The organism is Asticcacaulis sp. DW145, from assembly GCF_037101385.1.
Lineage (GTDB): Bacteria > Pseudomonadota > Alphaproteobacteria > Caulobacterales > Caulobacteraceae > Asticcacaulis > Asticcacaulis currens.
In genome coordinates this window covers 1,091,885-1,104,565 of the sequence record NZ_AP029024.1, presented here as the reverse complement: position 1 = coordinate 1,104,565, position 12,681 = coordinate 1,091,885, and the positions used below count along the sequence as shown (strand labels likewise).

Sequence of the window (12,681 nt, the reverse complement as noted above, 5' to 3'; positions counted from 1 at the left end):
GCTTATGTTAAAAGGCTTTTTTAGTTAAAGGCATCCGTGTTGCCGCCGCAGGCGGCTATCCGTGTGTATCCGTGGTAAAATCTAAATCCGGCCCGTCACAAACACCCAGAGCAGTTTCAAACGCACCGACAGGGCGCTGCGCACGCGCCCCTGCCACAGGTCGGCCGCCACCGCCGTCGGCAGCACCAAGGGCAACAGGGCCGACGGCACGCGTTTCACAGACTGACGCGCCTCACGGTACAGATGACGCCCCTCTTCTGCACCGGCTTCGTTGGCGTTTAAACGACCCGCCACCTTCATCGTCGCCAGGGTGTGAAAGCGCGCCGGGATGAGCAGGCACGCCGCATCGGCGGTCGGGGCCAGCACCCTGGCCGCCTGTGCCAGTACCGCGGCCTGCCCCTTGTCGGCCACGCTCAAAGCGTCGCGCAAAGACAGGCGGCCATCGAGTTGTAACCGGTGCGGCTCTATGGCGTCGATCAGCACCTGCATATCAAGGGCATGGCGTTCGGCCACGCCCGACAGCGCCGCGCTCAGCGGATGATAACGCACCTTGCGCCCGTCGCGAATTTCCTCCAGCGCCTCAACCCACCATGTATAGCGGATATCGCCCAGCAACGGTTCAGAGACGCGGGCCGGGACATCGCGCAGCAGTTCAGCAAAGGCCAGCAGGGCCAGCACGTCTGCCCGCGTCTGCGCATCCTCGATGAACTGTGCGGCCAGACGCACGACCTCATCGCGCGGTACGGTTTCGTCTTCGGGCAAGATCGGGGAGTCGGACATGCCCTGCCCTTACCCTGCCGCACATCAAAAGCAACAAAAAACCGCCCTGCCAAACGGACAGGGCGGTCATTTGTAAGTCTGGCAGACCCGCTTTAAGGCTGCGGGGCCTTCTTGCCCTTGAAACCGCCGACATCGACGACCTCGGCTTCAGCCGCATTGCGGTTGACGCCCCACAACAGGATAACCGGGGCGGCAACATAGATGGACGAGTAAGTGCCGATAACGATACCGAAGATCAGCGCCACCGAGAAGGAGAACAGCGCCTCACCGCCCAGAACCGCCAGACCGGTCAGCGCCATGACCGCCGTCACGCCGGTGATGATGGTGCGCGACAGGGTTTCGTTGATCGACAAGTCGATCACGTCCTTCAGGGCCATCTTCTTGTACTTACGCAGGTTTTCACGGATACGGTCGAACACGACGACGGTGTCGTTCATCGAATAGCCGATGATGGTCAGGATGGCTGCGACCGCCGTCAGGGTAAATTCCAGACGGAAGACAGCGAACAGGCCGAAGGTCAGGATGACGTCGTGCATCAGGCCGACGACCGCCCCCAGGCCGAACTGCCATTCAAAGCGGAACCAGATATAGACCATCATCAGGCCGATGGCGAAGACCAGCGCCAGAATACCGCCGGTGAACAGCTCACCCGACACCTTCGGGCCGACCACGGTGGCTGGCTTGAAGCTGGCGTCCGGGAATTGCGCCTTGATCGAGGTCTGCACACGATCCAGAGCCGCCTGCGGATTCTTGGTCGGCGACTCAAAGCGGATCATGGCGTCCTGACCGGCCTGACCGGCGCCCTGAACCTGCACGTCGTGGAGGTCCAGCGTATCGAGCGTGCTGCGCAGCTTGCCCAGATCAATGGTGGATTTCTGCGACATTTCGAGGATGGTACCGCCCTTGAAATCGACGCCGCAGTTCAGACCCCCGCACGGCGGGGTCGCCGGCCAGATGGTGAAGAACAGCGAACCGGCCACCAGAGCGATGGAGATAATCCCGGCCAGCTTGGAGAAGCGCACAAAGTTGAAATGCGTCTTTTGCGGCAGGATCTTGATCAGCGGCCACACGCCCTTGCCGTCCGGAGCCTGAATCGGCAGGGTCTTGGGCCGACGGGCATGATACCACCAGGCGAGCAGCAGTTGCGTGACCATGACGGCCGAGAAGACCGAGGTGATAACCCCCAGCGACAGGGTCCAGGCGAAGCCGCGCACAGGACCGGCCCCGAAGAAGAACATGATCGCCGCCGCCCCCAGTGAGGTCAGATTGGCGTCGATGATGGTTTCCATAGCCTTGGAGAAACCGGCGTCCAGCGCGCCGATCACGTTCCGACCCGCGCGAATTTCGTCGCGCATCCGTTCATAGATGAGCACGTTGGCGTCGACGGCCACGGCCAGAGTCAGGATCAGACCGGCAATACCAGGCAGGGTCAGGGTCGCCTGCGTTACCGACATACCGGCAATGATCAGGATCAGGTTGACGATCAGGGCGGCGATGGAAATGCCGCCGAACAGCCAGCCGTAGGCCAGCAGCATGAAGATCAGCACCGATATAAAGGCGATAATGGTCGAAAGCTGGCCTTTGGCCACCGAGTCGGCCCCCAATTCGGCCGACACCACGCGCTGTTCTTCGATATTCAAAGGCGCAGTCAGCGCCCCGCCGTTGAGCACATTGACCAGCTCCGAGGCTTGCTGAACCGTGAAGTTGCCCGTGATCTGGCCCGAACCGCCCGTGATGGCGCTGATGATACGCGGAGCCGACACCACCTTGCCATCCAGAATGATGGCAAACGGACGACCGATATTCTGCGAGGTCGCCTCGCCAAACTTGCGTGCACCTTCGCCGTCAAAACGGAAACCGATGGCCGGGCGACCGTTCTGATCGTTATCAACAAAGGCCTTGGTAAGGTTTTCGCCCGACACGATGACCCGCTTCTTGACCACCATGGACGGCGGCAAGGTCGGATCGGAGGTCGGCAGAAGCTCAGAGCCCGGCGGCACACGACCGGCGGCCACATCGGACGGCGAGGCCGACTCGTCCACCATCTGGAAGGTCAGCTTGGCGGTGGTGCCGATCACGCGCTTGAGCTGCTCCGGGTCGCTCTCACCGGGGGCCTGAACCACGATACGGTTGGTACCCTGACGAATGATGGTGGGTTCGCGCGTCCCCAGATTATCGACGCGGCGGCGCACGGTTTCGATGGATGCGTCCACAGCACCGGATGATGCAGCGGCCTTACCTTCCTTGGTGTAGGTCAGGTGGATGACCTGATCGCCTTCCTTGCTGATGGCCACATCGCGCGCCGACGGGTTATTGACCAGCGGATTGGATAGCGGCGTCAGGGCCGTGACGGCGGCATCGACGCGCCCGGCTTCGTTGATGCGGACGCTGACCACGTCGCCCTGAGCGGTCAGGGTGCCGAAGGCAATCCCGGCGCTGCGCAGGCGGTCGCGCGTCTCTTCGGTCAGGTTCTTGATCTTGTCCTGTGCCAGCGCGTCCGTATCGACTTCGAGCAAAAGGTGCGAGCCCCCTTGCAGGTCGAGACCGAGGTTCAGGCCGCTTTTCGGCAGGAACCCATACTGGTCAAGGACCGTTTTCGGCAGAAGATTGGGCAGGGAAAACCAGATACCCAAAAGGGTGACGAGCGTCACCAGGGTGATTTTCCAGCGGGACAATTGCATCATGATCGTTACGACCCTTGAGTTCCCGATATCAAAAGTTCACGGGAATGGGTTGAATAAAAACACAAAAAGCCTGTCTGACGGATCAGACAGGCCCTGATGGACTAACGGGGTTTACGCGGCTTTGTCATTGGCCGGGGCGGGATCGCCCTTGGTACGGACTTCGGCGATCATCGACTTGACAACCGGCACATTCACACCCGAAGCGATTTCCACCATAACCTGGGCCTCTTCAACGCGGGTGATCTTGCCGATCATGCCGTTCGACAGCACGACCGTGTCATTGCGCTTTACGGCGTTGAGCTGGGCCTGATGCTCCTTGGCACGCTTTTGCTGCGGGCGGATGATGAGGAAGTACATCAGGACGAAGATCGCCACGAAGGGCAGAAGCTGAACAAGAGCGGCAGTATCCAAGACCGGGGTCTCCGTTTTGGCCCGCCAGGCGGCAGGCAGGAAATGAGGTTGCGCCATACATAGGCACACAGATTAAAAGGTCAATGCGCTTTTTACGGCTTCCTTATGCGTGCAATGCTTTGAAGGCCTGCGCACACAGGCCTCAGGGCAGGATCAGCGTCGGGTCAAAGGGCTTGGCAATTTCTGAAGACGGCGTGTAGCGCACTTCAAAATGCAGTTGCGGACGATCCACCGCCCCGGTCGCGCCCATAGTGCCAATCGTCTCCCCTTGGGTCACCTTCTGACCGGACTTCACCATAACCTTACCGAGGTGCGAATACCCGGTGTAAAAGCCATCGGCGTGGCGGATATAGACCGTGTTCCCCAGTTCCTTTACCTGATCGCCCACATAGACCACCGTGCCTTCGTTGGCGGCGACAATTTCCGCGCCTGCCGGCCCCGCAATATTGATACCGTCATTGCGTACATTCGGGGCCAGCTGCCCGTAGCGGACCAGCACATTCCCTTTGTACGGCCAAACAAAGCGCCCCTTCCCCAGCTTGACCATGCCCGCAGTATCGGACGGCAGGGCCTTAGGGGGCTCCACCGGCCTCGCAGGGGTGGGCGTCGGGGCCGGCGGCGTTACAACCGGTTTTTCGGCGGCAGGGCCGGCGACCACGGGCTTAGGGGCGGGCGCCACCACCACGCGCTTCGGCGCATCGGCCTGAGCCACCACGGCCTTGACGCGCTCAGGCGCGGGGCCAGAGGCATAGGTTTCTGCCCCCTTGTCCCTGGCATCTTCGGGCAGCAATATCTTCTGGCCGATATGGGTCACCGAGTCCGACGCCAGACCGTTCATTTTATAAAGGGTCTGCACCGGCACGCCGAAACGTCGTGACACCCCAAACAGGGTGTCCTTGGGCTGAAGCGTGTAGACAAAACCGGCGCGGCTATCATGTACCGGCAGAGTCGCCGCAGGCTTGGGCGCAGCTGGCGCGGGCTTCGTCGCCACCGTAGTGGCAGGCGGAGGCGGTGGCGGGGGTGGCGGCAAGTCGCTGGTGGTCACCCCTCCTCTCGACCCGAGCGGCTGAATCCCCGTGGACTCTTCGGCTGCGGCAGGGCGCGTTTCAACCGGCGGCGTCTGCGGGGCAGCGGCCACGGGCTTCTGCTCCATATAGATAGGGTATTTCGGCGTCTGGGGCATCACCGTACACGCCGAAAGGGCCGTCGCGGTCAGGACCGGGATGACGATAACGGAAATTCGCTTTAAAGCGTGCATGAGTTTCTCCGGAGCGTCGGTAATCTCGCTCCTTTATGGCCGAACTATGGATAATGAAAGATTACCAGCCCCGGCCGCGGTTGAGGATTTGCAAAGGAATCTGCTCGCCGACCGGCTTTCCGGCTTAAAAAAATCGGCCCTCCGTTTCCGGAACGGCTGGCCTTGCAAACCGCACCACGCCCCTGCCAGCCGTCCTTCGCATCCAACGACAGGTTTGCAGAACCGTCATATCAAAAACGCATACAATTCAAATTTCAATAATTATATTCAATCGGCATGCGATCCGGAATCTGCCTGACATTTTCCGTAAGGCACAGGGCTACATACTGTGCTTCCTGCGCATCACTTGCCTGTCAAGCGCGACAAATCCGCACAACGTCAACAAAACGTCATATGTGAAACGTATACATCAAACTATCTCATTTGCATTTCTTATATGTCCGTTTGTAAGGGGGCTTCACCAACGGCGCATCGCAAAGGGGAACCAGCCTCACACAGTTCTTAGCTGAAGCGCCATCTGCCGGGCCTTCAGTCGGTTTAGCCCGCCGGTATTGGCCGACGGGAGGGGACGACGCGCGCCGCCAGCGGGCGTCGGGACACATTCAACGGAGATACCCATGTTCAACCCGCCATCGCGCCTCAAACTCGCGGCCCTGACCGGCACCAGCGTACTCGCGCTCGCCTTCGTTCCGGCCGTGCACGCCCAGACGGCCAATACCCAGGCCCAGAAGTCGGCGGCCAAACCGGCCACTGATGAACCCATCACCGAAGTGATCGTCACGGGTCAGCGCCTGTCGAACGCCAACTCGATCCTGGCTCAGAAAAAGGCCACCGGCGTCGTCAACGTCATTTCCGCCGACGATCTTGGTAAACTGCCTGACGCCAACGTGGCCGATGCTCTGGCCCGTATCCCCGGCGTCAACGTCGTCGTCAATCAGGAAACCGGCGAAGGCGAATACGTCTCCATCCGCGGCCTGGCCAGCACCTATAACGCCTATTCGATCAATGGCGTGCGCGTCGCCCTGACCGACGCCAGCTCGCGCAAGATGTCGATGACGGTGCTGCCGCCCAACGGCCTGAAAGCGATCTCGGTCAACAAGACCCTGACGCCTGACCTCGATGGCGACGCCATCGGCGGTTCGGTCAACTTCGTCACCCCCAATGCGTTCGACTTCCGCAAGCCCACCCTGCGCGTTTTTGCCTCCTATGGTCTCAATGACCGCGCCCAGAAGCAGGACGAAGACGCCGGCAGCGGCCAGATCCAGATCGACGGCGCGCGCAAGTTCGGCGATGGCCGCTTTGGTCTGTTCGGTTCGGTCTATTACGGCAAGAGCCACTACACCAACGAAGAAACCGAAAACGACGGCGAATGGGAACCCTATCGCTGGCGCAAGGATTCGGTCGAAGCCATCGACAGCCGCTCCATGTACCTGCCGGGTATCGACCTCGACTTCCGTCGCGGTGAGCAGGAGCGTTACGGCGGCAACTTCTCGGCCGACTACCACTCTGAACAGCACGACCTCTACGTGCGCGGTCAGTACGCCAAGCTGAACCGTACCGGCACCAATGACTATACGGACTTCCGCAGCCGCTCCACCAAGCGTCTGACGCAGGTCAATCTGGAAGACACCACCCTGCTGCAACCGGAGCAGATGATCACGGGTCGTGACCCTGTGAAGGGTAATATCTACGGCTATACGACCGCTCAGATCGTCGATGCGGACAAGGACGGCCTCATCACCGACGCCGACCGCAAGTCGGGCAACTCCTACTGGTCGCTGTTTGGCCGTTCGGGCGTCTGGAACCCCAAGGCCTTCCAGTTTGCCCGCACCCATGAGTCTCAGGATCAGGAATCGTCGCTCTACACGATCAATATCGGTGGCCAGAGCCGCTATGAGCGCCTGACGCTCGATTACGACCTCAGCTATTCCTACGGTGAAAAGGGCACGCCGCTCTATTACAGCATCGGTTATAACTGCGATAAGTGCTCGACCGACCCGATGTTCACCTCGACCGGCATCCTGTGGTCGTCGGCCGATCCGCGCTTCCCGCTGGCGCAACTGCCAGCCTATGCCGCCAATGTCGATCGCCGCGACGATCTGCTGCCGTTCGATGGGGCGTCCATGAGTCAGGATAAGCAGTCGGATGCGCGCACGGCCCTGAAACTCGATGCCCGTTATGAAATGAGCGGCCTGATCGACTATGTGAAAGGCGGCTTCAAATATCTGAAGTCGGAGCGCGAATACGACTCCACCCCGATCTGGGAAGGCGATCTGTCCGGCACGCCGCTCAACGGCAAGTCGCTGGGTGCCTCAGGTCTGGTCGAGCGTCAGGTCGATGGCTTCTTCAAGGACCGCTACTACTATGGTTCGATCCTGAGCCGCGAAAAGGTCATCGCTGCCGTCAACGCCGCCCGTGCCGCCAATCCGGTGACTCATTCGACGGCTGAACTCAGCCGCGACGACAAGAAGGGCTCGGAAACCATCTATGCCGGTTACGCTCTGGCCCACATCCAGTCGGGCGACCTCGAAGTGATCGCCGGTGCCCGCGTCGAGCACACCAAGGTGGAAACCACGGCCTGGATCGACGACGGCACGAAGTCGGGCTTCGGCAAGACCGAAAAGGACTATACCAATGTCCTGCCCAGCGTTACGGCCGTCTATCGTCAGGGTCAGAACCTGATCTATCGCGGCGCTGTCTGGACCAGCTTCTCGCGTCCGGAATATGCCAACATCTCGCGCGGCGAGAGCGTCACCCGTGACAAGGTGACTCAGGAAATCATCGCCATCAACCGCGGCAATCCGGATCTGAAGCCGGGCGAGTCGGTCAATTTTGACCTGTCAGCCGAATATTATCCAGACCGTTCCAGCGTGGTGTCGGTCGGCGTCTTCCATAAGAAGATCAAGAACTTCATCTTCACCAATGGGCGCTCGGTCAATGCCGACACCAAGGAAGGCACCATCACCATCACCCAGCCGCAAAACGGCGAAGACGCGACCCTGACCGGCGTGGAACTGAACCTCATCAAGTCGTTTGAAGGGCTTCAGGCCCCGTTTGACGGCTTTGGTGTCGAGGCCAATGTGACGTCGCAGAACTCTTCGGCGGAAACCGGTCTGGCCTATCGCCGCGGTCATCCGATCTCATTCCTGCAAGCGCCGGACCTGATCTACAACACCTCGCTGACCTATCAGAAGTACGGCATCGAGGCCAAGCTGAGCTATCAGTACCAAGGGGCCTATGTCGAAGACACCCGCGACAACGCGGTCGATAAATGGGTGCAGCCGAACAAGTCGCTCGACCTGCATACGCGCTACACGCTCCGTCCGGGTCTGACGGTGGACTTCGACGTACAGAACATTCTGGACGGTCACCGCTACTACACGACCAAGGGCCGCAGCCCGACTTATCAGAAGGACTATATGGAGCCGGGCCGCAACTTCATCCTGCGCCTCGCCTACACCTACTGATACCGCTCTCATCTCTGAACCTGCCCTTCCGGTTCCGGCCGGAAGGGTTTTTCTATGCCCACAAGACAAATCATTGTTTTCAATAAACAAAGCCTGTTTGCGTTTCCGGCCCCGCTTTGTATGCTGAGGTCCTGTAGCTTATCGAAGAGAGAATCATGCCCGTTTCGCCTGACGACAGTGCCGAGCGTAGCCGCCGCCGTGAAACCGGCAGCCTGTCCATTGGGGCCCTCAAGGCCTTTGTCACCGTCGTCGATCAGGGCTCCTTCTCGCGCGCGGCGGCCGCATTGGGCGTGTCTCAGCCCAATATCTCCAACCAGATCAATACGCTGGAACAGATTTGCGGCGTGCGCCTACTTAACCGGCGCACCCAGAACCAGAACCTGACCGACGCCGGGCGCGAGCTTTATACGCGGGCGCGTCTGGTCATCAGCCGCGTCGATGACTTCGAAATGACGGCCAATCTGTTCAGCGGCCTGAAGCGCGGGCGCATGTCGGTCGGCTTTTCCACGCCGCCGGCGGCGATGCAGTTAATCAGCCAGTTTATACGCACCTATCCCGATATCGAAATCACCAGCCGTCTGGGCAATACGCGCTCTCTCACGCTCGACGTGATGGAATGTCGCGCGGATGTCGCCATTATCTCGCTGCTGGAGCCCGACCCGGTTCTGGCCTGCCATCTGGTATTCGAGCAGTCGCTCAACCTGATGGTCCCCGTCGATCATCCGTTTGCCCAGCGTTCCCACATCGAAGCGCGCGAACTGAGCGGCCTACCGCTGATCCTGCGCGAGGAAGGCTCCGTGACGCGCGCCCTGACGGAAATTGCGCTGGGGCGCAGCGCCACTAGCGTGGAACGCGGCTTTATCGTCGAAAGCCGCGAGGCGGTGAAGGAGGCGACCGCTCACGGTATCGGTTTCGGCTGTATTCTCGATGGCGAAATCGGCCATGACGCGCGCCTGAAAGCCTTGCCCGTTCAGGGTATGCCGCGCACCGGCGGCGTCTATATCGTCACCTTGCGTGAAAACATGGAAATTCCGGCGGTTTCGGCCTTTATTCGCCTTGCCGGACTGAGGGGGAATGGTTTATAATTATATTAAATATCATCATAAGATGGATTTAATATTTTTATGACAAAGCTCGTCTCTCTGGAAGCGTTGCACGCCGAAATTCGCGATATTTACCTGGGCAATGCCCAGCGTCCCTATGGCCTCTACGGCATCAATCAGCTTCAGCACGCCCTGCAATCGGCCGCCCATGCCGAGGCTCAGGCCCTGTCATCCGCCCTTGTGATCGCGTGCCTGCTGCACGATGTCGGCCACATGATCCACGATCTGGGCGAAGCCCCGGCCGAAGACGGCGTGGATGACCTGCACGAAGCCCTGGGGGCTGAATGGGCGGCCGAGCGCTTCCCGCTGGCCGTCAGCGATCCGATCCGCCTGCACGTCGCCGCCAAGCGGTATCTGTGCAGCGTGGAACCGGGTTATGAGGACGGTCTGTCGAAGGACTCACGCATCTCACTGGCGCTTCAGGGCGGCCTGATGGACAGTGCCGAACAACTGGCGTTTCTGCACGAGCCCTTTGCCGATCAGGCCATAGCGCTGCGTCGCATCGACGAACTGGCCAAGGACAAGCACGCCGTCACCGACAGCCTCGACGCCTTCCTTGATCGCCACCTCGCCGCGGCCCTGACGATCGAAACCACCCTCGCCTGATCGTCACACGATCATAATAATATTAAATTATACCAAAAACGGTCTAATTTAATATTATAGCAATCGAGGATGGCATGACCTCCAGACTTACCCGCAGCCTGGCCCGGTCTGGTCCGGGATGGGTGGCCGTCTATGCCCTGATGGCCGCTTTTACCACCTATTTCTGCATGTACGCCTTCCGCAAACCGTTTGCGGTCGCCAGCTATGCGGACATATCCGGCTGGCCGTTTGCCATCGACTTCAAGATCACGCTCGTCATTGCTCAGGTGCTGGGCTACGCCCTGTCCAAGATGGTGGGCATCAAGGTGGTCAGCGAGGCCAAGTCCGAGCGCCGGGCCTTGCTGATCGTGGGCTTTGTCCTGACCTCCTGGATCTCCCTGATCCTGTTTGCCGTCCTGCCAGCAGCGCTGAAGGTCATCGCCATCTTTTTCAGCGGTCTGCCTCTCGGCATGATCTGGGGGCTGGTGTTCGGCTATCTGGAGGGTCGGCGCAGTTCGGAATGGCTGGGCACCGGCCTGTGCATCAGCTTCATCGTCTCTTCCGGGGTGGTGAAATCGGTCGGGCGCGCGCTGGTCGTCGATTATGGCATCCCCGAACTGTGGATGCCGGCGGCGACCGGGGCGCTGTTTCTGCCGCTTCTGGCCCTGTCGGTGTGGATGTTGTCGCAGACCCCGCCGCCGGATGCCCGCGACGTGGCCGAGCGCATGGCGCGTCAGCCCATGTTCCGCGAAGAACGTAAGGCCTTCTGGGCGCGCGCCGGGCTGGGTCTGGTCCTGCTGATCATCGCCTATATCGTCCTGACCGCCGTGCGTGACTTCCGCGACAATTTCGCCGTCGAACTGTGGGATGCGCTGGGTTATGGCGATGAACCCTCGGTCTTCAGCCTGTCAGAACTGCCGATCGCAGCCCTCATCCTGCCGTTGTTCGGCCTGACATCCCTGATCCGTGACAATCGCCGCGCGGTACTGGTCTATCATGTCATGATCATCTCCGGTGCAGTGCTGATTGGCGCCGCGACCCTGGCGTGGCAGGCGCATCTGCTCAGTCCACTGTGGTGGATGATCGCCGTCGGGGCTGGGGTCTATCTCGGTTACATCCCGTATAACGCTGTGCTGGCCGACCGTCTGACGGCAGCCCTGAGCCTGCCCGGTAACGCCGCCTTCTTCATGTATCTGGCCGATGCCTCCGGCTATGGCGGCAGCGTCGCCCTGATGCTGCTCAAGAATTTCGGCCTATCCCTGAGCTGGCTCGGCTTCTTTACCGGCCTTTGCTACGCCGCCGCCGCCATTGTCGGGGCCACCACCCTCGCCTCGGCCCTCTACTTCTCTCTGAAGGTTTTCCGCAAATGACGCCGACCCGCCGCGCCGTAACCGCCGCCCTGAGCGGCATGGGTCTGGGCAGCCTGGCTGCTCCGCTCACCACCGCCGCGGCGCAACCGGGCACCCCCATACGCCGCATCGCCATTCTGGGCTGCATCCGTCAGAAAAAACCCGTCCCGGCGCTGGTGGCCTATGCGGCGGCCAAGGCCGATCTGAACCTGTGGATTGGCGATGCAGTTTATGTCGATACCAAAGACGATCCCGCCGCCTTTACCGAAGCCTATGCCCAACTGGCCAGCAAGCCCGGCTTTGCCGAACTGCGGGCGCAGGGCGTGCATATGGCGACTTGGGACGATCATGATTACGGCGCCAATGACGCCGACCGCACCTACCCGCTGAAAGCGGTATCCAAGACGGCGTTTCAGCGCTTCTGGAACCTTGAAACCGACACCTCGGCACTGGATGACGGCGTGTACAACAGCCGCCTGTTTACCTTCGGGGCGCGCCGCCTGCACGTCATCATGCTGGACGTGCGCTGGCACCGCGACGCGCCGGACGGCCATGGCGACATGCTGGGCGAGGCACAGTGGCGCTGGCTGGACGAACGGCTGGCCGTCGCGGCAGACCTCACTCTCATCGTTAGCGGGACGCAGATCCTGCTCACCGCCGGAACCGGCTCAGAAACGTGGGAAGACTATCCGCGCGCCCGTGATCGGCTGTTTGAGATGATCCGCAAGCACCGCCGCGAAGGCGTGGTCTTCATCACCGGCGATCAGCACTATGGCGAGGTGGCCCGCGCGCGCGGCGCTCTGGGCTATGACGCGGTCGAGTTGCAATTCTGCGGCCTCAATCAGATCGAGAAGCCGGAAAAGAACCTCTATCGCGTCTCGCCCGTCTCCACGACCCTGCACGCCATGTGCCTGCTGGATATCCAGTGGGAGGCGGACGACTACAACACGCCGCACATCCTCTATCGCGTCAGCGACAGCCAGACCGGTGCGACCGACATCTCCTATCGCCTTAATTTCAGTGAACTGACCTTATAAGCAAGGG

Annotated in this window: 10 protein-coding genes; 5 read left to right on the top strand and 5 right to left on the bottom strand. The window is 60.7% G+C overall.

Annotated features, from left to right (window positions below):
• Positions 1-81: 81 nt before the first annotated feature.
• The 5 genes from AACH73_RS05175 to AACH73_RS05155 all read right to left on the bottom strand — a co-directional run bounded on the left by AACH73_RS05175 (position 82) and on the right by AACH73_RS05155 (position 5,752).
• Entirely contained in the window at positions 82-780 is a 699-nt protein-coding gene (locus AACH73_RS05175; RefSeq protein WP_272740203.1) for a squalene/phytoene synthase family protein, read from the bottom strand.
• Between the two features lie 92 nt (positions 781-872).
• Positions 873-3,464, bottom strand: coding sequence for a protein translocase subunit SecD (secD, locus tag AACH73_RS05170; RefSeq protein ID WP_272740204.1), 2,592 nt, complete (start codon positions 3,462-3,464; stop codon positions 873-875).
• 111 nt (positions 3,465-3,575) lie between these two features.
• Complete coding sequence (yajC, locus tag AACH73_RS05165; protein WP_272740205.1) at positions 3,576-3,875, bottom strand: preprotein translocase subunit YajC; 300 nt, start codon at positions 3,873-3,875, stop codon at positions 3,576-3,578.
• Between the two features lie 142 nt (positions 3,876-4,017).
• Positions 4,018-5,133, bottom strand: coding sequence for a M23 family metallopeptidase (locus AACH73_RS05160; protein WP_338735612.1), 1,116 nt, complete (start codon positions 5,131-5,133; stop codon positions 4,018-4,020).
• Positions 5,134-5,623: 490 nt separating this feature from the next.
• Complete coding sequence (locus AACH73_RS05155) at positions 5,624-5,752, bottom strand: hypothetical protein (RefSeq protein ID WP_338735611.1); 129 nt, start codon at positions 5,750-5,752, stop codon at positions 5,624-5,626.
• Here AACH73_RS05155 and AACH73_RS05150 point away from each other — a divergent pair.
• The 5 genes from AACH73_RS05150 to AACH73_RS05130 all read left to right on the top strand — a co-directional run bounded on the left by AACH73_RS05150 (position 5,751) and on the right by AACH73_RS05130 (position 12,674).
• Positions 5,751-8,600: a TonB-dependent receptor gene (locus tag AACH73_RS05150; protein WP_272740207.1), complete on the top strand. Its 2,850-nt coding sequence runs from the start codon at positions 5,751-5,753 to the stop codon at positions 8,598-8,600. The two genes, AACH73_RS05155 and AACH73_RS05150, sit on opposite strands and share 2 nt — an antisense overlap.
• Positions 8,601-8,755: 155 nt before the next feature.
• Positions 8,756-9,685 carry a LysR substrate-binding domain-containing protein gene (locus AACH73_RS05145; RefSeq protein ID WP_272740208.1) on the top strand — a complete coding sequence of 310 codons (930 nt, stop codon included), beginning with the start codon at positions 8,756-8,758 and terminating at the stop codon, positions 9,683-9,685.
• A gap of 39 nt (positions 9,686-9,724) precedes the next feature.
• Positions 9,725-10,309, top strand: coding sequence for an HD domain-containing protein (locus AACH73_RS05140; protein ID WP_272740209.1), 585 nt, complete (start codon positions 9,725-9,727; stop codon positions 10,307-10,309).
• Positions 10,310-10,383: 74 nt separating this feature from the next.
• Positions 10,384-11,658 (top strand): DUF5690 family protein, encoded by a 1,275-nt coding sequence (locus AACH73_RS05135; protein WP_272740210.1) that lies wholly within the window; start codon positions 10,384-10,386, stop codon positions 11,656-11,658.
• Complete coding sequence (locus AACH73_RS05130) at positions 11,655-12,674, top strand: alkaline phosphatase D family protein (RefSeq protein WP_338735609.1); 1,020 nt, start codon at positions 11,655-11,657, stop codon at positions 12,672-12,674. Before AACH73_RS05135 ends, AACH73_RS05130 begins: the two co-directional genes overlap by 4 nt.
• The last annotated feature ends 7 nt before the right edge of the window (positions 12,675-12,681 follow it).

Bases quoted from the DNA above. Each gene is read 5' to 3' on its own strand.
- AACH73_RS05175 (WP_272740203.1), bottom strand. From the start codon at position 780: ATGTCCGACTCCCCGATCTTGCCCGAAGACGAAACCGTACCGCGCGAT.
- secD (WP_272740204.1), bottom strand. From the start codon at position 3,464: ATGATGCAATTGTCCCGCTGGAAAATCACCCTGGTGACGCTCGTCACC.
- AACH73_RS05160 (WP_338735612.1), bottom strand. From the start codon at position 5,133: ATGCACGCTTTAAAGCGAATTTCCGTTATCGTCATCCCGGTCCTGACC.
- AACH73_RS05150 (WP_272740207.1), top strand. From the start codon at position 5,751: ATGTTCAACCCGCCATCGCGCCTCAAACTCGCGGCCCTGACCGGCACC.
- AACH73_RS05155 (WP_338735611.1), bottom strand. From the start codon at position 5,752: ATGGGTATCTCCGTTGAATGTGTCCCGACGCCCGCTGGCGGCGCGCGT.
- AACH73_RS05145 (WP_272740208.1), top strand. From the start codon at position 8,756: ATGCCCGTTTCGCCTGACGACAGTGCCGAGCGTAGCCGCCGCCGTGAA.
- AACH73_RS05140 (WP_272740209.1), top strand. From the start codon at position 9,725: ATGACAAAGCTCGTCTCTCTGGAAGCGTTGCACGCCGAAATTCGCGAT.
- AACH73_RS05135 (WP_272740210.1), top strand. From the start codon at position 10,384: ATGACCTCCAGACTTACCCGCAGCCTGGCCCGGTCTGGTCCGGGATGG.
- AACH73_RS05130 (WP_338735609.1), top strand. From the start codon at position 11,655: ATGACGCCGACCCGCCGCGCCGTAACCGCCGCCCTGAGCGGCATGGGT.